We start from the raw sequence: 22346 nt of genomic DNA, 5'->3' as shown, positions 1-22346 counted from the left end.
ACGGTGTGTCCGGCGGTACGTCGTCCGTGCTGATCAACCGCGCGCCGGCGTGACGTCTCGATTGGGATCTGAAACTGTTTCGATCGTCACGCTGCGCCGATCGGATGAGGACCGACCGCAAGGTCGTTGTCCCACGCCTGTCCACCACCTACTATCGCGCAGCAGCATCCGCCGCCTGTCGTCATTAAGCGTCGGCGTCGTACAACTCGAAACAACTACGGACTTTCCGGGGCTTGTCTGGTGACTGGCGACAACAACGGGCGCGTGCAGTGGTGGAGCGCCGTCGCGGACTGGCGGAATTGGCGCCTTCCGGTCAAGCTCGCCGCCGTGCTCGCGGTGCCGGTCCTCGTGGCCGTCGGCGCGGGCGTGGTGCAGATCCGCGGGTACGTCAAGAGCGCGGACAACTACGCCTCGATGCAGCGGCTCGTGACGCTGCGCGCCGGCCTCGACCCGCTGATCGCGAGCGTGCAGGCCGAGCGCGCGAAGGCGGCGCAGCGCCCCGAGGGGGCCGGCCTGCCGCCGGCCGAGTTCCAGAACCTGGTCCGCGGCACCGACACGGCGGCCGCCGGCGTGCGGAACCTGATGGAGCGCACCACGACGCTCGGCGAGGTCGCCAACGCCCGGTTCCGCGACGTGATCGTCCAGCTCGACGGCCTGCCGCAGCTGCGCGAGCGCGTGCTGTCCGGCAGCGTCGACCTGGAGGGCGGCATCGGCGGCTACACCGTCGTGCTGCGCGCCCTGATGGACTTCGACCTGGCGATGGTCGGCGACTTCGGCGACCCGGCGCTGTCCGGCACCGCCACCGCGCTGCACAACCTCGCCATGGCGGGGGAGCAGGTGTCGTGGCAGCACGCCACCGTCCTCGCCGGCATCAGCCGCGGCAGGCTGCTGGAGAGCGAGGACACCGCGCTGGAGCAGTCGTACACCCGCCAGCAGGACAAGCTGGCCGACTTCTCCGCCGTCGCCACGCCGCAGCAGCAGGCCGACTACCGCAGCACCGTCGCGGGCCAGGAGGTCGACCTCCGCAACAGCCTGTTCCAGCAGATCCGCACCAACGCGGGCGCGGTCCGGTCCCTGGTCCAGGCCGACGCGTGGAACAGCGGCTCCGAGGCCACCAGCAAGCAGATCGGCGTCGTGCTGCGGTCGCTGGAGAACCAGCTGTCCGCGTCCGCGGCGCGGTTGCAGGACACCACCAGCGACCGGGCGGGCGCGGCGGCCGTGATCCTGCTGGCGTCGCTGTTCGCCGCCGCCGCCGTCGGCTACGTCGTCGGCAGCTACCTGCTGCGGTCGCTGCGCGCCCTGCGCACCGCCGCCCTCGACGTCGCCGAGCACCGCTTGCCGACCCTGGTGGCGCAGCTGCGGGAGAACGCCGCGCACGACGTGACCGTGGAGCCCGTTCCCGTGCACACCAAGGAAGAGCTGGGCCAGGTGGCGCGCGCGTTCGACGCCGTGCACCGGCAGGCCGTCAGCTCCGCGGCCGAGCAGGCCGACCTGCGCACCGGCATGCGCAACGCGTTCATCAACCTGTCCCGCCGCAGCCAGGGCCTGGTGGAGCGGCAGCTCAAGCTCATGGAGGAGCTGGAGCGGCAGGAGGAGAACCCCGAGCAGCTGGCGAACCTGTTCAAGCTGGACAACCTCGCCACCCGGATGCGCCGCAACAACGAGAACCTGATGGTGCTCTCCGGCAGCGACGTGGCCCGCCGCTTCACCCGCCCCGTGCCGCTGGGCGACGTGCTGCGCGCCGCCGCGTCCGAGATCGAGCAGTACCAGCGGGTCGTCGTGCAGACCACCCCGGCGGTCGAGGTCGTCGGCTACGCGGCGGGCGACCTGGTCCGCCTGGTCGCCGAGCTGCTGGACAACGCGACCACGTTCTCGCCGCCGCGCACCCAGGTCGTCGTCGGCGGCCGGCCGCGCCCCGGCGGCGGCGTGCTGATCGACGTGGTCGACCTCGGCGTCGGCATGTCGGAGGAGGACCTGGCGCAGGCCAACCGCCGGATCACGCTGGCCGCGTCGGAGGACTCGGGCGAGCTGCCGGTGTCCCGCCAGCTGGGCCTGTACGTGGTCGGCCGGCTCGCCGGGCGGCACGGCATCGACGTGTCGCTGCGCGAGCAGGGCGACGGGCTGCGCGCGGTCGTGGGGCTGCCCGCCGAGCTGGTCCGCGCGGTCGGCCCGCTGTCCGCGCGACCCGTGCCGGCGCAGGCCTCCGCGCCCGACGCGGCGCCGTCCGCCGGCCCCCAGCCGGTGATGTCGCCGTCGGCGCCGACCGCCCTGCCGCACCGGACCGGACCGCAGCCCGCCCTGCCGCAGGCCAACGGGACGCCCGTCCCCCGGCCGGCCGGACCGCAGCCGACCGTGCCGCAGCCGACCGTGCCGCAGCCGACCGTGCCGCAGCCGACGGGGGCGAACTCCGCTGGCCCGAGCTCCGCGGGCCCGCCCACCACCGGCCCGCAGCCCGTGGTGCTGCCGCAACCGGTCCTGCCGCCGGCCGTGCCGCTCAAGGAGGACGGGTGGTCGCCGTTCCGCGGCCGCGCCGCGGACACCCCGCCACCCGCCCCGGCGGCGCCGCCGAAGCGGGCCTCGACCTGGTTCGGCGGCACGCCCGTGCCGCCGGCGTCGGCGGAACCGCCGCGGCACCGTGCCGCGGACACCCACGCGCGCGGGGAGGCGACCGTGAACGACGGCCCGGCGGAACTGCCGAAGCGGCAGCCGCGCACCAACCTGGTGGCCGAACGGCCGAGTGCACCCGATGCGGTAGCACCCGTACGGAGGGATCCGCAGGCGACACGCGGGTTTCTCGCCAGTTACCAGACCGGGATCCGGCAAGGTGTGCGTGGGTCCGGGGAAAACCGAGCGGGGCAGGAGAACGGATGAGCACGCAGAAGTCGCGACAGGTCGACCAGTTCGGCTGGCTGGTGAGCAACTTCGCCGATCGCGTGCCCGGGGTGGCCCACGCGGTGGTGATCTCGGTCGACGGCCTGCTGCTGACGGCGTCGAACGGGTTGCCCGACGACCGGGCCGACCAGCTCGCCGCGATCGCGGCGGGCGTGGCGAGCCTGACCGAGTCGGCGGCCCGCTGCTTCGACGGCGGCGGCGTGCTGCGCTCGGTGGTCGAGATGCAGTACGGGATCATGCTGCTGATGTCGATCCGGGACGGCTCGTGCCTGGCCGTCCTCGCCGCGCCGGACGCCGACGTCGGCCAGGTCGCGTACGAGATGACCGTGGTCGTCGACCAGGTCGGTCAGCTCCTGACGCCCGAGCTGCGCGCCCAGCTCCACGGCGCGAAGCGGATGATGGCCCGCCCTTCTGCGTGAGGTGGTCATGGACCGGAACGACGAGCCGGGGGCGTCGGACGAGACGTTCGCCGCTCTGCTCAACGGGTTCAGCCTCGACTCCTCCCGCCGTCGCAAGCAGGAGAAGCCGAAGCGGCAGCCCGAGGACCAGCCCTCCAACACCGGCGACACGAAACCGCACCGGCCGGTGTTCGACGACGATGACGACGACTTCGAGTACCCGCGCGAGGAGGCGGCGTCGATCGTCCGCGCCTACTCGTGGACCGGCGGTCGCACCACGTCGTCGTACCAGCTGGAGATCGAGACGCTCGTGTCGGCGGTGGAGTGGGACTTCCCCGGCGCCATGAAGTCCGAGTACCACGAGGTGATCTCGCTGGTCGGCCGGCCGCGGTCGGTCGCGGAGGTCGCGGCGCTGCTGCGGCTGCCGCTGGGCGTGGCCAAGGTGCTGCTCGGCGACATGGCCGAACGCGGCCTGATCGACGTGCACCGGACCGCGTCCTCCGAGGGCGCCGCGCCGGACCTGGGCCTCATGGAGCGCGTCCTGGCCGGTTTGCGCCGCCTCTGACCCGCGGCGCGCCGTCACGCACCCTTTGCGTGAAGATCAGTACCCGACCTACTATGGCTTCAGTGTCGACCGAAGAGTCGGCGGGAGCGGTCAGGGGGTCGCATGAGCGTCGGACGGGAAACCCGGCTGTCGGCGTGGATCGAACGGTTCGCGGCGCACTTCGCCGAGGAGGGCATCCCGCTGATCGGCGGCCGCATCCTCGGCTACCTGCTGGTGTGCCAGCCGACCGAGCGCACCGCGGCCGAGCTGTCGCAGGAGCTGGAGGCCAGCAGCGGCTCCATCAGCACCAACCTGAAGTTCCTGGTCAACGCCGGCCTGGTGACGAAGCGGACCCGGCGCGGGCGGCAGGCGGCGCAGTACCGGATCGACGAGAAGCGGTGGGTCGACCTGATCCAGCGCAAGCTCGACGCCCTGGTGAGCGTGCGGGAGCTGACCGAGTCGGGGATGCGGCTGATGAGCGGTGACCCGGAACGCGCCATGCGGCTGCGGACCGTGGACGACCTCTACAGCTGGCTGGCGACGGAACTGCCCGCCGTCTGGGACCGCAGGCCCTCGTCGTCGCGCTGAAGTTCGACGGCCCGGGGCTCGTCACCACGGGTCTCGTCGGGCCGGGCGTCGTCGGGCCGGACGTCGTCGGGTCGGGCGTTGGCCGACCGCGGCCGTTCGCGGGTCGACACCCACAGCGCGGCCGTGGCGACGACCACGGCGCCCGCGCCCAGCACGTGCAGCGAGACCAGCACCTCCGGCACGCCGGTCCAGTACTGGACCATGCCGAGCGCGCCCTGGGAGAGGACCACGGCCACGAGCGCGTAGTACGGCCGGAGGGGGACGGCGTGGCCGCGCAGCGCGAAGCCGAGCGCGACGAGCATGCCGAGGAACAGGAACAGCAGGTCGGCGTGCACCTGGGACAAGGTGTCCACGGGCAGGTCGAGGCGCGGGGTGGCGGAGTCGCCCGCGTGCGGGCCGGCGGCCGTGACGAACGTGCCGGCCAGCAGCAGCAGCCCGAGCGTCGCCGCCTGCACGACCTGCAGCGTCATCAGCGCCCTCGGCACGCGCGGCCGGGCGGGCTCGTCGCCCTCGCCGAGCGCGGCGACCAGCAGCACGGCGAACCACACCAGCGCCATCGACACCAGGAAGTGGACGCTGACCGTCCACCACAGCAGCCCGGTCAGCACGGTGATCCCGCCGATCACGGCCTGCAGCGCGACGCCGCCGAACTGCACGAGGGCGAGCACGAGGACCCGCTTGCGGCGCGGCCGGTGGTACCAGGCGGCGAGCACGCACAGGCCGGCGATGACGCCGACGACGCCGGTCAGGGTGCGGTTGCCGAACTCGACCCACTGGTGCAGCGACGCCACCTCGGGGTGCTCGACCGGGACGAGGCTGCCTTCGAAGCACTGGGGCCAGGTCGGGCAGCCGAGGCCCGACCCGGTCACCCGCACGATCGACCCGGTCACCGCGATGCCGCCTTGGGCGATCACGACGGCGATGGCGAACGTGCGCTGGAACGTGCTCAGGAAGGTGGTGAGCCAGGTGGGGGCGGACACGGACCGATGGTAGGTACCACCACCTGAGAACCGCCGGTCGGGGGTGTCAGGTGAGCTTCGTCGTCCGCGTGGCCAGCGCGCCGGCCGCCACACCCCACACCACGAGCACGGCGACGTGCCACGGACCGGGCGCGGCGCCGTCGACCACGGCCTGGTGCAGCCCTTGCGCCAGCGCCGCCGACGGCAGCGCGTCCACGACGGCGGCCAGCCACGGCGGCAGGGCGTCCACGCCGAGCGCGACGCCGCCGATGAGCAGCAGCGCGAACCACACGATGTTCGCCAGGGCGAGCACGACCTCGGCCCGCAGCGCGCCGCCCAGCAGCACGCCGAGCGCGCCGAACGACAGGGTGCCGAGCACGATCAGCACGACCGCCCACAGCGCGCCGGTCGCGGACGGTGGCTGCCAGCCCATCAGCAGGGCGGTGACCGCGATGATCACGACCTGGACGGCGACGACGGCCAGCGCCGCCACGACGCGCCCGGCGACCAGCAGCCAGCGGGGCAGCGAGGTCGCGGCGAGCCGCTTCAGCACCCCGTAACGGCGGTCGAAGCCCAGCGCAATCGCTTGCCCGGTGAACGCGGACGAGATGACGGCGAGCGCGAGGATGCGCGCGGTGGCCGAGCCGACCCGCGGTTCCGGCACCGGGATGACGTCCATGAGGCTCATCGCGACCAGCAGCGCCACCGGGATGAGCACGGTGAGCAGGATCTGCTCGCCGTTGCGGAGCGTGAGCACGGTCTCGGTGCGGGCCTGCGCGAGCAGCATCCGGCCGAGCTTCCCGCGACCGGGCGCGGGCGTGAACGTGCCGGGGGTGAAACGGGGTTCCGTCACGAGCGCAGCTCCCTGCCGGTCAGCTCCAGGAACACGTCCTCCAGGCTGCGCCTGGCCACGGTCAGCTCGTCGGCCAGCACGCCCTGCTGGGCGCACCAGGACGTGACGGTGGAGAGGACCTGCGGGTCGATGTGGCCCTGCACGAGGTAGGTGCCCCGGGTCGCCTCGCGCACCACGAGCCCTTCGGGCAGGGCGTCGCGCAGCAACGTCAGGTCGAGGCCGGGACGGGCGCGGAAGCGGAGCTGCCGGTCGTCGGCGCGGTGCGCGGTCAGCTCGGCCGTGCTGCCCTGCGCGACGACGCGGCCCGCGTCCACGATGACGACGTGGTCGGCGAGCGCTTCGGCCTCGTCCATGAGGTGGGTGGTGAGCAGGACGCTGACGCCGTCCGCGCGCAGCGCCGACACGAGCTCCCACACCAGGCGGCGGGCCTGCGGGTCCATGCCGGCGGTCGGCTCGTCGAGGAACACCAGCTCCGGCCGCCCGACCAGGGCGCACGCGAGCGACAGGCGTTGCTGCTGCCCGCCGGAGAGCCGCTTGTACGGGGTGCGCAGCGAGGACGACAGGCCCAGCACGTCGAGCAGCCAGGCGGGGTCGAGGGGGTTGGCGGCGCAGGCGGCGACGAGGCGCAACATCTCGTCCGCGCGCACGCCGGGGTAGCCGCCGCCGCCCTGCGGCATCACGCCGATCCGGGGGCGCAGCCGGTCGCCGTCGCGGCGGGGGTCGAGCCCGAGGACGCGGACCTCGCCGCCGTCGGCGTTCCGGAATCCCTCGCACACCTCGACGGTCGTCGTTTTCCCGGCGCCGTTCGGGCCGAGGAGCGCGAGGACCGTGCCGGTTTCCAGGGTGAGGTCGAGTCCGTTCACCGCGACGGTCGAGCCGTAGCGCTTGACCAGCCCCGACACTTCCACGGCAGGGTGCTGGGGGTGCGGGCTCACGACCGGGAAGCGTAGGGCGTGCCCGCCCCCGCCCCGGTGGTGGGGTCAGCCCCACCAGGGTCCTCCGGGTGCCTTCAGGGTCGTCTCGGGGGTGTTCCGGATATCTGCGGACCACTTTCCCGGCCAGGATATTCCTCATGATCGGGATGGCCGGGAAAAAGAGGGCGGCGGTGTTGCCGCTGGCTGTTGCGGGCCTTGTCCTGTCGCTGTTCCCGGTTGTTTACCTGCACGTGGCGTCGGTCGGCGAGCTTAGTCCGATCACGCACACCATCAGCGACTACATCTTCGTCGACAACGGCAGCGGGCTGCTCGCCGTCACCGCGCTGTCCCTGGCCGCCGCCTCGGTGGGCCTGCTCGCCGCGCTGGTCCGGTCGGGTCTGCCCAGGCGGGGGCCGGTCGCGGTGCTGATGGGGCTGTGGTCGGCGGGGCTGGCGGTGGCCGCGGTGTTCCCCACGGACCCCACCGGCGCGCCGACGTCGTTCTCCGGCGCGGTGCACCGGTACGCGGGCGCGGTGATGTTCGCGAGCCTTCCGCTGGCGGGCTGGCTGATTTCCCGGACGTTCATTTCCAGTACCGCGGTGCGCCGTTTCTCGGTGGCCGCCGGGATCACTTCGGTGGCATTCATGCTGAGCCACGCCTCGGTCGTGTACCCCGGCAGCGGCGCGGTGGTTCTGGGCCTTTTCGAACGGGTGCTGTTCGCCCTCCTGTACGGCCTGCTGTTCGCCCTGGCGGCCGCCGTCCTCCGCCGCGGGGTGTCCTCATGACGTGGTTCGCCGTCCTGCTCGCGGTGCTCGGCGCCGTGTTCTTCGCCTTCGCCGCCCGGCTCCAGCACCAGGCCGTGCGGGCGGGCGACGGCCCGCCGCGGGTCGCGGAGCTGCTGCGCCGGCCGCGGTGGCTGCTGGGCCTGCTGCTGCTCGTCCTCGGCGCCGGGGTGCACGCGGCGGCGCTGGGTATGGCGCCGTTGAGCGTGGTGCAGCCGGTCGGGGTGGTCGCCATCGGCATCACCGCCGTGCTCGACGGTCGCCGGCGTGAGCTGCCCGCGGTCGCGTGGACCACGTTCGGCGTGGGCGCCTTCGTGCTCCTGGCCGCGGGCAGCGCCACGTCCACGACGGTCGCGCCGGAGGCGGAGCTGACGGCCGCCCTGCTGGCGGTCGGCCTGATCGCCGTGCCCGCCCTGGTCGGCGTGCTGTCGACGCGGCCCGCGGTGCGCGCCCTCGGGTTCGGCACGGCGGGCGGTGTCGCCTACGGCTTCGTCTCGGTGCTCATGCGGTCGGTGTCCCAGGACGTCCAGCGGGGTGCCCTGGCGTGGTCGACCGCGCTCTCGGCGGCGGGCATCGTCGCCGCCCTCCTCGTCGGCGGCTGGTTCATCCAGCACGCCTACGCCGGCGGACCGCCGCACGTCGCGGTCGCCTGCCTCACCGTGGTGGACCCGCTCGTCGCCGTCGGCATCGGCGCGGGGCTCCTCGGCGAGGCGACCCGGACCAGCGGCGCGATCGCCCTGGCCGAACTCGCCTGCGCCGCGATCGCCGTCGGCGGCGTCGTCGCGCTGGCCCGCACGCGAAACCCCACCGCAGTTCCCACCAGATCGGAGACGACAGTGACCAACGGACGCGCCATGCGGATCGTGATCGCCGCGGAGACGTTCCCCCCGGACGTCAACGGCGCGGCCCGCTTCGCCCACCGCCTCGCCACCGGCCTCGCCGGCCGCGACCACGACGTGCACGTGATCTGCGTCGCCCCGGACGGGCAGGCGCGCACCGAGCGCGTCGACGGCATCACCGTGCACCGGCTGCGCTCGCACCGCACGCCGTTCCACCGCACGTTCCACATCGGCCTGCCGTGGCAGGTGCGCCGGGACGTCGAGGTGCTGCTGGACGACCTGCGGCCGGACCTGGTCCACGTCCAGGCGCACTTCGTGGTGGGCCGGTACGTGCTGCGGCGGGCGGCGGCGCTGGGCGTCCCGACGGTGGCGACGAACCACTTCATGCCGGAGAACCTGTTCGGCCACGCCCACGTGCCCGCGTGGCTGCGGGGCATGGCGTCGCGGTGGGCGTGGCGCGACCTGGGCCGCGTGTTCGGCCTGGCCGACGTGGTCACCGCGCCGACGCCGCGCGCCGTGCGGTTGTTGCACGACAACGGTTTCCCCGAGCGGGCCGTGCCCGTGTCGTGCGGCATCGACATCGACCGGTACCGGCTGCGCCGGCCCGAGCGGCACACCGACGCGCCGACCGTGCTGTTCGTGGGCAGGCTGGACGAGGAGAAGCGGGTGGACGAGCTGCTGCGCGCGCTGGCGCTCGTGCCGCGGCTGCACGCGGAGATCGTCGGCGACGGCTCGTGCCGCGCGGAGTGGGAGCTGCTGGCCCGCGACCTGGGCATCGCCGACCGGGTGCGGTTCCGCGGGTTCGTGAGCGAGGACGAGCTGCTGGACGCGTACGCCCGCGCCGACGTGTTCTGCATGCCGGGCATCGCGGAACTCCAGAGCCTGGCCACGATGGAGGCGATGGCCGCGGGCAAGCCGGTGGTCGTCGCCGACGCGATGGCGCTGCCGCACCTGTGCCGGCCCGGCCGCAACGGCTGGCTGTTCACGCCGGGCGACGTGCGCGGGCTGGCGGACCGGCTGCACGCCGTCACCGCCGACCCGGCCGTCACCGCCCGGATGGGCGCGGCGAGCAGCGAGCTGATCGCCGCGCACGCCATCGACACCACGCTGGACACGTTCGAGTCGCTGTACGCGCGGGCGCTGGGCCTGCCCGTGGTCCGCATGGCCCCCGCGCTGGCGGCCTGACCCCTCCGACCCCCGCCCGGCCGGCTCGCACTGGGGGAGCCGGCCGGGCGGTGCCATGATCGGGTGGTGCCGGTTCCCCGTGCGGTCGCCGTGGTCGTGGACGGCTCGCGCGCGCTGGTGGTCAAGCGCTTCCTCCGCCGCGAGTCCGCCGAGGCGTGCGTGACGTGCGCCGCCGGCCACTCCGGGCCGACGTGCCCGGGCCACCACTACGCGGTCCTGCCCGGCGGGCACGTCGAGGAGGGCGAGACGGCGGAAGCCGCGGCGCTGCGCGAGCCGGCCGAGGAGACGACGCTCGGCGCGAGGATCGACCGGCTCCTGTGGACCGGCCGGCACAACGGCCGGCCGGCGTCGTACTTCCTGGTGGCCGACGTCACCGGCGTGCCGGTCCTGTCCGGCGAGGAGGCCGGGGCGCACGGCCCGGACAACCGCTTCGAGCTGGTGTGGGCGTCCGCCGACGAGTTCGACCGGCTGGGCCTGCACCCCGCCGACGTCCGCGAGCCGCTGGCCCGGCTGCTCGCGGGAGGGTGAGGGCCCGACCGGCCGTCAGTCGACGTCGTGGCCCGTGGCGGACCGGCGGGCGACGCGCCGCGCGACGCGGAGGCCGGTGGAGCTGAGCCGGGGCCGGCCGGCGTCGTCCAGCTCGGTGAGGAACTTGAACAGCATCCCGTGCCCCTCCAACCGCTTCAGCAGCGCCTCCGCCACGTCACCGCGCTCGAAGTCCACGATGGACATCTGCTCGACGAGGGACCTGGCGATGGTCCGCCGGGCCCGCAGCGGCACCCACCACGTCGTCACCAGCAGCAGCACCAGCCCGAACGCCAGCGCCGTGCCCAGCACCGCCTCCCAGCCGGTGAACCGCAGCCCGAACACCTGCACCGCGGCGGCGACGACCAGCAGCACCGACCCGTACACGGCGGCCCACCCGGCGGTCGCGGACGCGGGCGGCTCGGCGGCCTCGGTGTCCCACGCGTCGTCCACCCGCCGCCACCGGCGCAGCGAGCTGCCCAGCAGGTACGACGTGACCGCGCCGAACACGATCGCGACGACCGTGCCGACCACCACCAGCGCCGGGTCCAGGTCGTACAGCCGGTACCGCACCACGGCCCACACGCCCGCCACGATCGCCGCCGCCACCAGCACCCGCAGCAGCAGCCGCGGCCGGAGCCGGATCTTGCCCAGCACGGCGAGCGGCGTGCCCACCGGCGCGGGCAGGCTGCCGATGATCAGCAGGCCCACCACGACCAGCAGCACCCCGCCGACCGCCACCATCCCCGTCACGGCCTGGTCGCCGGTCCGGCCGGACGCCATCGCGTCCCGCGTCCGGTCGATCGCGACGGTCACCAGCGGGATCACGGGCGACAGCAGCACCAGCCCGTGCAGCAGCGTCCCGGACCGCAGGGCGGCGTAGCCGAACGCGGCCAGCAGCGTGCCGCCGCCGAACGCCGCCGACGGGCCGACCGCCCACGGCGGCAGCAGGTCGAACAGCGCCAGCACCAGCAGCGCGCCGCCCAGAGCGAACCCGAGCAGCCCGAGGAACTGCGCCAACCGGCCGCCCCTGGTCAGCCCGGTGATCGTCCAGTACGGCAGCAGCGCCGCCCCGCGCAACGTCCTGGTCAGCGGTTTCGCCGTGCCGAGCCCGGAGTTGTCGCTGTCGGCCACGGTGATCGCCACCGCCGCCGCCGTCGCGGCCGTGCGGATCACCTGATCGCTGCTCGCCTCCTGCACCAGCGGCTCGCGCCCGATGCCCGCCCGGTCGAACGCGCTCAACGCCCGCACGCCCACCTCGACCCGTTCCGCGTCGGTCCGCACGGGCAGCCGGGCCAGCAGCGCGGACTGCTCCTCCAGGAACAGCTCGCCGCGCGACCGCCGGTCCGCGCCCTCGTGCCGGTCGGCCAGGATCGCGGCCCGCAGGGCGGGCAGCTCCTCGCAGATGATCCGCACGTGCAGCGCCCACGCGGCCAGCTCCGCCAGCGCCGCGCACGTCGGCGGGTGGTCGGCATCCGGGTCGGCGTACACCTTCCCCAGCTCGGCCTTGGCCCGCGCCGCGCACGGCTTCAGCTCGTCCGGCAGCCCGTCGCCGAACAGCTCCGCCACCAGCTCGTCCACCTTGCGCGAGGCGCGTTCGACGGGGTCGCCGCCGCCCCCGGCCAGCCGGTCGACGCGCAGCAGCCGCTTCGGGTCGAACACCACCTTGCACAGCATCGTCGCGCCGTCGAGCCGGCCCCAGATCCAGTCGTTGACCCGCCAGGACCGCTTCAGGAACCCGGAGAACCGGTTCAGCGACGCGCCGCCCGCCTTGTCCTCCGCGGTGAGGCTGTGCTCGGCGAACGCGTTGCGCGTCTGGAGGCTGATCTGCACCAGCTCCACGGCCTGGTCGAGGCCGCCGCCGGTGTCGTCGGCCAGGCACGTGGTGGCGACCTCCAGCGCCAGCACCCGCGACAGCCACAGCTCGCCCGCGACCAGCCCGGCCTCGGCCTCCGCGTCGGTGCGCGGCTCGGTGAGCAGCCGGTGCCACGACCGCAGCACGCCCGCCCGCAGCTCGTCGTCGCCGAGCTGGTCGAGGATGTCGTGCGCGTCGCCGAGGACGCCCGCGATCCGGTCCACCTGCTCCCGCACGCGCTGCCCGACGCCGTCCGGCTCGTCCAGCATCTTCACGGCGAACCGCCGGACCCGCCGCTCCCAGTACGCCTGGTCCAGCTCCTCCGGCCCGTCGGTGGTCCACTGCGCGTCCAGCTCGGTCCGGGCGGCCCGCAGCCTCGCCCGCACGTCGAACAGGTTCGTGCGGGCCAGGGCCAGCCGGTCGGCGTCCGGCATCACCCACACCAGGCGCTTGAGCAGGTCCATCGCGGCGGACGCGAGCCGTTCGGCCATCGTGATGCCCCACGGCCAGCCGTGCCCCGGCAGCGCGGCCGGCTGCGGCCTCGTCGGCACGTACGGCAGCCTGCCGTGCTCCGCGCGGTACTCCCGCTGCGCCGCCTCGGCCGCCGCCCGCACCCGCTCGAACGTCCAGCCCGCGGCGTTCGCGCCGGGCACCTCGAACTGGCGGGACGTGACGTCGCGCGCGGCGTGCCGGATGCGCACGTCCTCGTAGTGGTCGTGCAGGGTCGCGGCCAGCGCGTACAGCTTCGCGGTGACCGAACCGCCCGCGGCCAGCCGGTCCAGCAGGGCGTTGCGCCCACCGCGCCGGGACGCGGCGCCCCGGTTGTGCTCCTCGATGCGCTCGACGTACGTGCGGCCGCTCTGGCTGGTCAGCGCCTGCAGGAGCTTCGCGCCGGTGGCGATGGTGCTGGGCAGCGCGCCGTCCACCGGGGCGACCGGTTCCACGACGGCCTCCGGCGCGTGCGGGAACACCAGCAGCATCACCCGCCGCACCGGCCCCTCGGCGGGCATCCGGTCGATGGCCTCCAACGCCTCCTTGGTGGGCGTGTTGACGAGCACCCCGCCGTCCACGGCGTAGCGGGACCGGTTGTCGGTGCCGTTGGCCCACGACGCGACGTCGGCCATGTTCGGCTTGTCGCCGTCGGGCGCGCCGGGCGCCACCGGGATGAACGACGGCTCGAACGCGAACGGGAACGACGCGGACGAGCGTGCGGCCAGCGCCATCCGGCCGACCAGCGTCGGCAGCTTGTCGGCGGTGAAGTCGTCCCGGCCGCCGGGGTCGCGGCGGAACGAGAAGCTGCCCTGGTGGGACGCCTGCACGAGGGTCTGGCCGAGGTCGTCGTGGGTGACCGTGGGGACGCCCGCGAGCAGGGTCGTGGTGATCCGCAGGTCGACGGGCCGGTCGTCGCGCGGCGTGGGCTCGAAGTCGGCGGTGAGCCGTTCCAGCGCCTCCCGCAGCCGGGGGAGGAAGAACTCGTCGCCCTTCAGCAGCGACACGGGCTGCCCGCGGAACGGCGTGCGCAGCAACTGCTCCATCCGACCCTGCTCGGCCCACAGGTCCCGCAGCCGTTCCAGCCTGGCGTTGGCGTTGACCTGCGACAACGCCAGCGCGGCGCCGTTGATGCCACCCGCCGACGTGCCCGTGATGACGTCGGCGCGGGCCGTGCTGCCGACCATCGCGAGCAAGTCGGCGTACGGGCCGTCGCCCCTGGTCAGGCGGTCGAGTTCGAGCACGACCCCGCCCATCCACACGGCGAGGCTCACACCCCCGTTGAGCACCACCGCGAACCGGATCTGCTCCTGCGGCACGTCGGTCATCGCGCACTCCCTCCCCGGATTGCGGCCCCGATCCTCCCAGTACCGGTGTCTCGTCCGCCCGGGGTCGCGGGTTACACCGCCCAGATGCGCACGACCGGCGGCGGACGGTAGGAGCCGGACCCCAGCCGCGACCGGAACTCGTCCACCTGCACCAGCACCTCGTCGTCGGTCCACCACCCGACGGCGGGCCCGCTCGCCGCCTCCAGCCGCCGCAGGCGGGGCCGGCGCTCCCGCAGCCCGGCGAGGTGGGCCGCCGCGTCGGCCGGCTCCGCCGCGGACAGCGGGCGCAGCCGGCGGGCGTGGTCGAGCAGGGCGTCGCACTCCAGGAAGTGGTCGACGGAGGGGAACACGGGCACCTCCACGTCCAGCACGCCGTAGGTCACCGTGCCGTCGGGGAGGAACGCGCCACCGGAGACGCCGTCGGGGGCGACGTCCACGATGCCGTGCCAGAACTCCACACGGCCGGTGTCGCCGTCGACCTCGAAGACCGGCTGGAACCGGATGTCGCCCAGCAGCGGGCTCCGGTACGCCAGCCCCGAGTACCGCGCCTGCGTCCACCGCAGCGCCGCCAGCGCCCCCTCGTCCACGTGCCCGAGCACGGCGGCCATCGCGGCACGGCACTCGTCGTCGTCGGGACCGGTGTCCACCGGGACGACCGAGGCGTGCCGCCGCAGGAACGCCCGCGCCCGCGCGCTCAGCGGGCCGGGCTCGTCGAGGACGTGCCGCGCGCTCACGCCGAGCCGGGCACCGGGTCGCGCCTGATCAGCGGGAACACCTGCTTGCGCGCGACGAACAGGCACACCGCGAACACGATCGCCGCGCCCGTCACGGCCTGCGGCACGATGTACGCCCGCCCGTCGAAGGCCGAACCGGTCGGCGGCAGGATCACCGCGATGACCGCGCTGGCCGTGGTCGCGAAGACCCGGAACCGGCGCGCCAGCACGGCCGTGGCCAGCGGCAACGCCGCCCACAGCACGTACCACGGCTGGAGCACGGGTCCGAGCACCAGCACGGCCCCCAGCCCGGCGCCCAGCCCGTTGACGGCCTTGATCCGACCCCGGAACGCCTTCCACAGCAGCGTCGCCACGATCACCACCGACACCGCCTGCGTGACCAGGCGCATCAGCACGATCATCGACTCGGTGTGGTTGCCGAGCCCGAGCAGCAGGCCGAGCCCGCCGCCCAGGAAGCCCATCGCGGTCGGCGGCGACATCCAGCTCTTGACCGTGCTGGCGACGTTCAGCGTCTCCACCCAGCCGAACCCGAGCCCCGTGCCGATGCACGTCCCGGTCATCACCACACCCGAGATGACCAGCAACAACAGCGCCGACCGGACCAGGTCGGAGAACCGGCCGCCCATCCGCCGCGCGATCATCACGCCCAGGAAGCCGAGCGCCAGGGCGGCCGGGATCTTCACCGCCGCCGCCATCGTGATCATGGTCGCGCCGAGCACGATCCACAGCAGCTCGTCCCGCGTCATCGGCGTGCCCGACACCGTGGGCATCCGCCGCAGCGCCAACTCCAGCCCCACCAGCATCAGGCCGATCGCCAGGCCCTCGTTGTGCACGCCCACGACCAGGTGGAACAGCACCAGCGGGTTCGCCGCGCCGAGCCACAGGGCGCTCACCGGCGGCACGCCGAACCGCCGGGCCAGCCGGGGGAGCGCCCACACGATCATCGCGAGCCCCAGCAGCACCAGCAGCCGGTGCAGGAAGACGCCCGGCAGCACGCTGTCGCCGGTCACCATCGAGATGACCCGCCCGGCGGCCAGGAACAGCGGCCCGTACGGCGCGGGCGTCTCGCGCCAGATGTTCGGCACGTTCTTCGTCAGCGGGTGCTCGACGCCCAGCGCGGTGGCCGGCCCCTGCTCGTACGGGTCCTGGCCGTTGGCCGCGATCTGCGACTGCGCCAGGTAGCTGTACACGTCCCGGCTGAACATGGGCAGCACGAACACCAGCGGCGTGATCCACATCAGCAGCGTGCGGTCGAGCTGGCTGCGCGACATCAGCCGCGGCCTGCCCGGCCGGGCGAACCGGCCCAGCCACAGCCACGCCGACACGATGAGGAAGATGCCGGTCCACGCCACGGCCATCGACGCGCTCGGCATCCGGGGGAACAGCCCGAGCAGCGGCGTGCCCGGCAGCGGGCTGAAGATCGGCGCGGCGCCCGACCCGAGGGAGCCGACGGCCAGCAGCAGCGCCCCGACCGTGCCCCAGCGGCGGATGACGTCGAGCTGTCGCCGCTCCGGGGCGTCGAGCGGCGCTGCCTCGCCGATCCCGTCCCGGTTCGCCATCACCATTCCGCCCGCCGTCACGTCCGAAGGGTAGCGACCGGCCCCGGCGCGTGAGTCGGGTCACCCGACGCGCGGCGATCTTTGCGACCGCCGACGAAATACGCAACACTGGTGTTGTGAAAAACGTCGGGAGCGAGTCGACCGTGGTGCCGTCCGGGCACGACGGGCGAACCCGGCACGCCGTCGCACGCCTGCTGCTGGAGCAGGGCCCCGTCACCGCGGCCTCGGTCGCGGAGCAGCTGGGCCTGAGCCCCACGGCGGTGCGCAGGCACATCGACGCGCTGGTGGCCGACGGTGAGGCGACCAGCAGGGAGGCGCCTCGCCAGGGGCAGCGCGGCCGGGGGCGCCCGGCCAAGCTCTTCCTGCTGACCGAGCAGGGGCGGGCCCGCTTCGGGCACGCCTACGACGACCTCGCCGTGGCCGCGCTGCGGTTCCTCGCCGAACAGGGCGGGGAGGAGGCGGTACGAACCTTCGCCGAACGGCGGGTGTCCGCATTCGTCGACCAGCACCGCGCGGCCATCGTGGCCCAGCCGGACGCCGCCGAGCGCGCCAAGGCGCTCGCCCTGGCGTTGACCAGGGAGGGCTACGCTGCCTCGGCGCGCCACGTGGGGGCGGGCGAGCAGCTCTGCCAGCACCTGTGCCCCGTGGCGCACGTCGCGGCCGAGTTCCCGCAGCTGTGCGAGACCGAGACGGCGGCGTTCGCCGACCTGCTCGGCACGCACGTCCAGCGCCTGGCCACCATCGCCCGCGGCGATGCCGTGTGCACGACGCACATCCCGAACACACCCCGGATCCCAGATGGAGGGGAGCCCGCATGACTGCCGCTGCCGAGCAGCGCACCACCACAGCCCCGCTCACCCAGGAAGAGACCCTGGCGAGCATCGGCAACTACGAGTTCGGCTGGTCCGACTCGGACGTGGCAGGCGCGAGCGCTCGCCGGGGCCTGAACGAGGACGTCGTTCGGGACATCTCGGCCAAGAAGAACGAGCCCGCGTGGATGCTCGAGTTCCGGTTGAAGGCGCTGCGGCTGTTCGACCGCAAGCCCATGCCGACGTGGGGCTCCGACCTGTCGGGCATCGACTTCGACAACATCAAGTACTTCGTCCGGTCGACCGAGAAGCAGGCGGCGACCTGGGACGACCTGCCCGACGAGATCAAGAACACGTACGACCGCCTCGGCATCCCGGAGGCGGAGAAGCAGCGCCTGGTCTCCGGCGTCGCGGCCCAGTACGAGTCCGAGGTCGTCTACCACAAGATCCGCGAGGACCTCGAGGAGCAGGGCGTCATCTTCCTCGACACGGACACCGCGCTGCGCGAGCACCCGGAGCTGTTCAAGGAGTACTTCGGCTCCGTCATCCCGTCGGGTGACAACAAGTTCTCCGCGCTGAACTCCGCGGTGTGGTCGGGCGGCTCGTTCATCTACGTGCCCAAGGGCGTCCACGTCGACATCCCGCTCCAGGCCTACTTCCGGATCAACACCGAGAACATGGGCCAGTTCGAGCGCACGCTGATCATCGTCGACGAGGGCGCGTACGTGCACTACGTCGAGGGCTGCACCGCGCCGATCTACTCGTCGGACTCGCTGCACTCCGCCGTCGTGGAGATCATCGTCAAGAAGGGTGGTCGCTGCCGCTACACGACCATCCAGAACTGGTCGAACAACGTCTACAACCTGGTCACCAAGCGCGCCAAGGCCGAAGAGGGCGCGACCATGGAGTGGATCGACGGCAACATCGGCTCCAAGGTGACCATGAAGTACCCGGCCGTGTTCCTGATGGGCGAGCACGCCAAGGGCGAGGTCCTCTCGATCGCGTTCGCGGGCGAGGGCCAGCACCAGGACGCCGGCGCGAAGATGGTCCACATGGCGCCGCACACGTCGTCCACGATCGTGTCGAAGTCGGTGGCGCGCGGCGGCGGCCGCACCTCGTACCGCGGCCTCGTGCAGGTCAACAAGCGGGCGCACCACTCGAAGTCCACGGTCAAGTGCGACGCGCTGCTGGTGGACAACATCAGCCGCTCGGACACCTACCCGTACGTCGACGTCCGCGAGGACGACGTGTCGATGGGCCACGAGGCCACGGTCTCGAAGGTGTCCGAGGACCAGCTGTTCTACCTCATGTCCCGCGGTCTCAACGAGGACGAGGCCATGGCGATGATCGTGCGCGGGTTCGTCGAGCCCATCGCGCGCGAGCTGCCCATGGAGTACGCGCTGGAGTTGAACCGCCTGATCGAGCTTCAGATGGAAGGGGCCGTCGGCTGACATGGCCGTCACCACCGAACAGCAGCAACACGGCCTGACGGCCCACTCGCACGGTGCGGGTGCCCCCGTGTCCTCGCGCGCGGACCACTTCACGTCCTTCGACGTGAACGCGTTCGAGGTGCCCGGCGGTCGCGAGGAGATCTGGCGCTTCACCCCCATGAAGCGCCTGGCGAACCTGCACAACGGCGCCGAGGCGACCGGCACGGCCGCCGTCGACGTCAAGGCGCCCGAGGGCGTCTCGGTCGAGACCGTCGCCCGCGGCGACGAGCGGCTCGGCGTCGCGGGCACCCCCGGTGACCGCGTCGCCGCCCAGGCGTGGACGTCGTTCGCCGAGGCCACCGTCGTCACCCTGCCGAAGGACGCGAAGGTCGAGCCGACCGTCGTCACGGTCACCGGCCCCGGCGAGGGCAAGGTCGCCTACGGCCACCTGCACGTCGAGGCTCAGCAGTTCAGCGAGGCCGTCGTGGTCGTCGACCACCGCGGCTCCGGCGCCTACGCCGACAACGTGGAGTTCGTCGTCGGCGACGGCGCGCACCTCACCGTCGTGGCCATCCAGGACTGGGCCGACGACGCCGTGCACGTGTCGTCGCACCACGCCAAGCTGGGCCGCGACGCCACGTTCAAGCACACCGTCATCACCCTGGGCGGCGACCTGGTCCGGCTCACCCCCGTGGTCACGTACAGCGGCCGCGGCGGCGACGCGGAACTGCTCGGCCTCTACTTCGCGGACGCGGGCCAGCACCTGGAGCACCGCACCTTCATCGACCACTCGGCGTCCAACTGCCGCAGCAACGTGGTCTACAAGGGCGCGCTGCAGGGCGAGGACGCGCACACCGTGTGGATCGGCGACGTGCTGATCCGCGCCGCCGCCGAGGGCACCGAGACGTTCGAGCTGAACCGGAACCTGGTGCTCACCGACGGCGCGCGCGCCGACTCGGTGCCGAACCTGGAGATCGAGACCGGCGAGATCGAGGGCGCGGGCCACGCCAGCGCCACCGGCCGGTTCGACGACGAGCAGCTGTTCTACCTCCAGGCCCGGGGCATCCCCGAGGACCAGGCGCGGAGGCTGGTCGTGCGCGGGTTCTTCCACGAGATCCTGCTCAAGATCACCGTGCCGGAGGTGCGCGAGCGCCTGGAAGCCGCCATCGAGGCGGAACTCGAAGCGGTGGGCGTGTGACCAGGGTGTGCTCGCTGACCGACCTCGACGACCGCAAGCCCGCGGCGTTCGAGGTCGGCGACGAGCGCACCCCGGTCGTGCTCGTCCGCGACGGCGACACCGTGCACGCCCTGCGCGACGTCTGCTCGCACGCCGAGGTCGCGCTCAGCGAGGGCGAGGTGACGCGCAACGGCGTGGAGTGCTGGCTGCACGGGTCGTGCTTCGACCTGCGCACCGGCCGCCCGTCCTCGCCGCCCGCCACCGAGCCGGTCGACGTGTTCGCCGTCGAACTCCGCGGTGACGACGTCCACGTGGACGTCACCACCACCACGAACTGACTTCCGCTCGCAACACCAGGAGAACGAAGCACCAATGGCCACTCTGGAGATCAAGGACCTGCACGTCTCGGTCAACACCGACGAGGGCTCCAAGGAGATCCTCAAGGGCGTCGACCTGACGATCAACGCAGGCGAGACCCACGCCATCATGGGCCCGAACGGCTCCGGCAAGTCGACGCTGTCGTACGCCATCGCCGGCCACCCCAAGTACGAGATCACCTCCGGCAGCGTGCTGCTGGACGGCGAGGACGTGCTGGAGATGACCGTGGACGAGCGCGCCCGCGCGGGCCTCTTCCTCGCCATGCAGTACCCGGTCGAGGTGCCCGGCGTCTCGATGTCGAACTTCCTCCGCACCGCCGCCACCGCCGTGCGCGGCGAGGCACCGAAGCTGCGGCACTGGGTCAAGGAGGTCAAGGAGGCGATGTCCGAGCTGGACATCGACCCGGCCTTCGCCGAGCGCTCCGTCAACGAGGGCTTCTCCGGCGGCGAGAAGAAGCGCCACGAGATCCTGCAGCTGGGCCTGCTCAAGCCGAAGGTCGCGATCCTCGACGAGACCGACTCCGGTCTGGACGTCGACGCCCTGCGCGTCGTCTCCGAGGGCGTGAACCGGTACAAGCAGTCCGGCGACGTCGGCGTCATGCTGATCACGCACTACACCCGCATCCTCAAGTACATCTCGCCCGACTTCGTGCACGTGTTCGCCAACGGCCGCATCGCCGAGTCCGGCGGCCCGGAGCTGGCCGACAAGCTCGAGGCCGAGGGTTACGTGAAGTACATCGGCAAGCAGGAAGCCGCCAAGGTCGGCTGACGTTGCACCTGTCGTGGGCAACGTGAACTCGTATCGAGAGGAGGCGTCGGGGCAGTGACCACCACCGCTACTCCACTGGACGTCGTAGGCGTCCGCGCGGACTTCCCGATCCTGGGCCGCACCGTGCGGGAAGGCAAGCGGCTGGTCTACCTGGACTCCGGCGCCACCTCGCAACGCCCGAGGCAGGTCCTCGACGCCGAGCGCGCCTTCCTGGAGACCGCCAACGCCGCGGTCCACCGCGGGGCGCACCAGCTGGCCGAGGAGGCCACCGACGCCTACGAGGGCGCGCGGCAGAAGATCGCCGACCTCGTGGGCGTGGACTACGGCGAGATCGTGTTCACCAAGAACGCGACCGAGGGCGTGAACCTCGTCGCGTACGCGATGGGCAACGCGGCCACCGCCGGTCCCGAGGCCGAGCGGTTCCGCCTCGGCCCCGGCGACGAGATCGTCGTGACCGAGATGGAGCACCACGCGAACCTGGTGCCCTGGCAGCAGCTGGCCGCCCGCACGGGCGCCACGCTGCGCTGGTTCGGCGTCACCGACGAGGGCCGGCTCGACCTGTCGGAGATCGACTCGTTGATCACCCCGGCCACCAAGGTCGTGGCGTTCACCCACCAGTCGAACGTGCTGGGCACGGTCAACCCGGTGCGCGTGCTCGCGGACGCGGCCCGCGCGGTGGGCGCGCTGACCGTGCTGGACGCCTGCCAGTCCGTGCCGCACGGCCCGGTCGACTTCAAGGCGCTAGGCGTGGACTTCGCGGTGTTCAGCGGCCACAAGATGCTCGGCCCGTCCGGCATCGGCGTCCTCTACGGCCGCCGCGAGCTGCTGGAGACCCTGCCGCCGTTCCTCACCGGCGGATCGATGATCGAGATGGTCCAGATGGCGAAGTCGACCTTCGCCCCGCCGCCCGCGAGGTTCGAGGCAGGCGTGCCGATGACGTCGCAGGCCGTGGCCCTCGGCGCGGCGGTGGACTACCTCAACGCCATCGGCATGGACCGCATCGCCGCGCACGAGCACGTGCTCACCGAGGCGGCGCTGCGCGGTCTCGCCGAGATCCCCGGCGTGCGGGTCGTCGGCCCGCTGGACACCGTCGACCGCGGCGGCGCGGTGTCGTTCGTCATCGACGGCATCCACGCCCACGACGCGGGCCAGGTGCTCGACAGCCTCGGCGTCGCGGTGCGCGTCGGCCACCACTGCGCGTGGCCGCTGCACCGGCGGATGGACGCCGCCGCCACCGTGCGGGCCAGCTTCTACCTGTACAACACGCTGGACGAGGTGACCGCCCTGGTCGACGCCGTCCGCGAGGCGCAGAAGTTCTTCGGCGTCCGATGATCTCCGGG

General features: G+C 73.0%; 19 protein-coding genes. 13 read left to right on the top strand and 6 right to left on the bottom strand.

Annotated elements, in window-relative coordinates:
• The first annotated feature begins 240 nt into the window (after nt 1-240).
• The 4 genes from ACRAKH_RS23740 to ACRAKH_RS23725 all read left to right on the top strand — a co-directional run bounded on the left by ACRAKH_RS23740 (nt 241) and on the right by ACRAKH_RS23725 (nt 4422).
• On the top strand, nt 241-2871 hold the full coding sequence (locus tag ACRAKH_RS23740; protein ID WP_447009295.1) for a nitrate- and nitrite sensing domain-containing protein: 2631 nt from the start codon (nt 241-243) through the stop codon (nt 2869-2871).
• Nucleotides 2868-3311 carry a roadblock/LC7 domain-containing protein gene (locus ACRAKH_RS23735; RefSeq protein WP_380724311.1) on the top strand — a complete coding sequence of 148 codons (444 nt, stop codon included), beginning with the start codon at nt 2868-2870 and terminating at the stop codon, nt 3309-3311. The genes ACRAKH_RS23740 and ACRAKH_RS23735 overlap by 4 nt, the downstream gene beginning before the upstream one ends.
• A gap of 7 nt (nt 3312-3318) precedes the next feature.
• Nucleotides 3319-3855: a DUF742 domain-containing protein gene (locus ACRAKH_RS23730; RefSeq protein WP_380724312.1), complete on the top strand. Its 537-nt coding sequence runs from the start codon at nt 3319-3321 to the stop codon at nt 3853-3855.
• A gap of 102 nt (nt 3856-3957) precedes the next feature.
• Nucleotides 3958-4422 (top strand): GbsR/MarR family transcriptional regulator, encoded by a 465-nt coding sequence (locus ACRAKH_RS23725; RefSeq protein ID WP_380724313.1) that lies wholly within the window; start codon nt 3958-3960, stop codon nt 4420-4422.
• Here ACRAKH_RS23725 and ACRAKH_RS23720 read toward each other — a convergent pair.
• The 3 genes from ACRAKH_RS23720 to ACRAKH_RS23710 all read right to left on the bottom strand — a co-directional run bounded on the left by ACRAKH_RS23720 (nt 4359) and on the right by ACRAKH_RS23710 (nt 7169).
• On the bottom strand, nt 4359-5402 hold the full coding sequence (locus ACRAKH_RS23720) for a COX15/CtaA family protein (RefSeq protein ID WP_380724314.1): 1044 nt from the start codon (nt 5400-5402) through the stop codon (nt 4359-4361). The genes ACRAKH_RS23725 and ACRAKH_RS23720 overlap by 64 nt on opposite strands.
• Nucleotides 5403-5448: 46 nt before the next feature.
• Nucleotides 5449-6168, bottom strand: a complete 720-nt coding sequence (locus ACRAKH_RS23715) for an ABC transporter permease (RefSeq protein WP_380724333.1) — start codon at nt 6166-6168, stop codon at nt 5449-5451.
• 62 nt (nt 6169-6230) lie between these two features.
• Nucleotides 6231-7169: an ABC transporter ATP-binding protein gene (locus ACRAKH_RS23710; protein ID WP_380724315.1), complete on the bottom strand. Its 939-nt coding sequence runs from the start codon at nt 7167-7169 to the stop codon at nt 6231-6233.
• A 137-nt stretch (nt 7170-7306) separates the two neighbouring features.
• Here ACRAKH_RS23710 and ACRAKH_RS23705 point away from each other — a divergent pair, with 137 nt between their 5' ends.
• The 3 genes from ACRAKH_RS23705 to ACRAKH_RS23695 all read left to right on the top strand — a co-directional run bounded on the left by ACRAKH_RS23705 (nt 7307) and on the right by ACRAKH_RS23695 (nt 10482).
• The gene (locus tag ACRAKH_RS23705; protein ID WP_380724316.1) at nt 7307-7933 is read left to right on the top strand and encodes a DUF998 domain-containing protein; all 627 of its coding nucleotides are present in this window, start codon (nt 7307-7309) and stop codon (nt 7931-7933) included.
• A complete protein-coding gene (locus ACRAKH_RS23700) occupies nt 7930-9954 on the top strand; it encodes a glycosyltransferase (protein ID WP_447009294.1) in 2025 nt (674 codons plus the stop codon). The genes ACRAKH_RS23705 and ACRAKH_RS23700 overlap by 4 nt, the downstream gene beginning before the upstream one ends.
• A gap of 66 nt (nt 9955-10020) precedes the next feature.
• A complete protein-coding gene (locus ACRAKH_RS23695; RefSeq protein WP_380724318.1) occupies nt 10021-10482 on the top strand; it encodes an NUDIX domain-containing protein in 462 nt (153 codons plus the stop codon).
• A gap of 15 nt (nt 10483-10497) precedes the next feature.
• On the opposite strand, the gene ACRAKH_RS23690 is transcribed toward ACRAKH_RS23695, so the two are convergent.
• The 3 genes from ACRAKH_RS23690 to mptB all read right to left on the bottom strand — a co-directional run bounded on the left by ACRAKH_RS23690 (nt 10498) and on the right by mptB (nt 16450).
• On the bottom strand, nt 10498-14151 hold the full coding sequence (locus tag ACRAKH_RS23690) for a patatin-like protein (protein WP_380724319.1): 3654 nt from the start codon (nt 14149-14151) through the stop codon (nt 10498-10500).
• Nucleotides 14152-14222: 71 nt separating this feature from the next.
• Nucleotides 14223-14885 carry a hypothetical protein gene (locus ACRAKH_RS23685; protein ID WP_380724320.1) on the bottom strand — a complete coding sequence of 221 codons (663 nt, stop codon included), beginning with the start codon at nt 14883-14885 and terminating at the stop codon, nt 14223-14225.
• The gene (gene mptB / locus ACRAKH_RS23680; protein WP_380724334.1) at nt 14882-16450 is read right to left on the bottom strand and encodes a polyprenol phosphomannose-dependent alpha 1,6 mannosyltransferase MptB; all 1569 of its coding nucleotides are present in this window, start codon (nt 16448-16450) and stop codon (nt 14882-14884) included. Before mptB ends, ACRAKH_RS23685 begins: the two co-directional genes overlap by 4 nt.
• A gap of 110 nt (nt 16451-16560) precedes the next feature.
• On the opposite strand from mptB, the gene ACRAKH_RS23675 reads away from it, so the two are divergent.
• The 6 genes from ACRAKH_RS23675 to ACRAKH_RS23650 are packed head-to-tail and all read left to right on the top strand — an operon-like array spanning nt 16561 to nt 22338.
• Nucleotides 16561-17262: a helix-turn-helix transcriptional regulator gene (locus tag ACRAKH_RS23675; RefSeq protein WP_380724321.1), complete on the top strand. Its 702-nt coding sequence runs from the start codon at nt 16561-16563 to the stop codon at nt 17260-17262.
• A complete protein-coding gene (sufB, locus tag ACRAKH_RS23670) occupies nt 17259-18704 on the top strand; it encodes a Fe-S cluster assembly protein SufB (RefSeq protein ID WP_380724322.1) in 1446 nt (481 codons plus the stop codon). The genes ACRAKH_RS23675 and sufB overlap by 4 nt, the downstream gene beginning before the upstream one ends.
• 1 nt (nt 18705) lies before the next feature.
• The gene (gene sufD, locus ACRAKH_RS23665; RefSeq protein WP_380724323.1) at nt 18706-19881 is read left to right on the top strand and encodes a Fe-S cluster assembly protein SufD; all 1176 of its coding nucleotides are present in this window, start codon (nt 18706-18708) and stop codon (nt 19879-19881) included.
• Nucleotides 19878-20198 (top strand): non-heme iron oxygenase ferredoxin subunit, encoded by a 321-nt coding sequence (locus ACRAKH_RS23660; RefSeq protein ID WP_380724324.1) that lies wholly within the window; start codon nt 19878-19880, stop codon nt 20196-20198. The genes sufD and ACRAKH_RS23660 overlap by 4 nt, the downstream gene beginning before the upstream one ends.
• A 34-nt stretch (nt 20199-20232) precedes the next feature.
• Nucleotides 20233-21006 (top strand): Fe-S cluster assembly ATPase SufC, encoded by a 774-nt coding sequence (gene sufC / locus ACRAKH_RS23655; protein ID WP_380724325.1) that lies wholly within the window; start codon nt 20233-20235, stop codon nt 21004-21006.
• A 54-nt stretch (nt 21007-21060) separates the two neighbouring features.
• Nucleotides 21061-22338 (top strand): cysteine desulfurase, encoded by a 1278-nt coding sequence (locus tag ACRAKH_RS23650; protein WP_380724326.1) that lies wholly within the window; start codon nt 21061-21063, stop codon nt 22336-22338.
• Nucleotides 22339-22346: the final 8 nt, after the last annotated feature.

It is taken from the genome of Saccharothrix hoggarensis (assembly GCF_052936025.1).
This window is presented reverse-complemented; position numbering and strand designations above follow the sequence as displayed.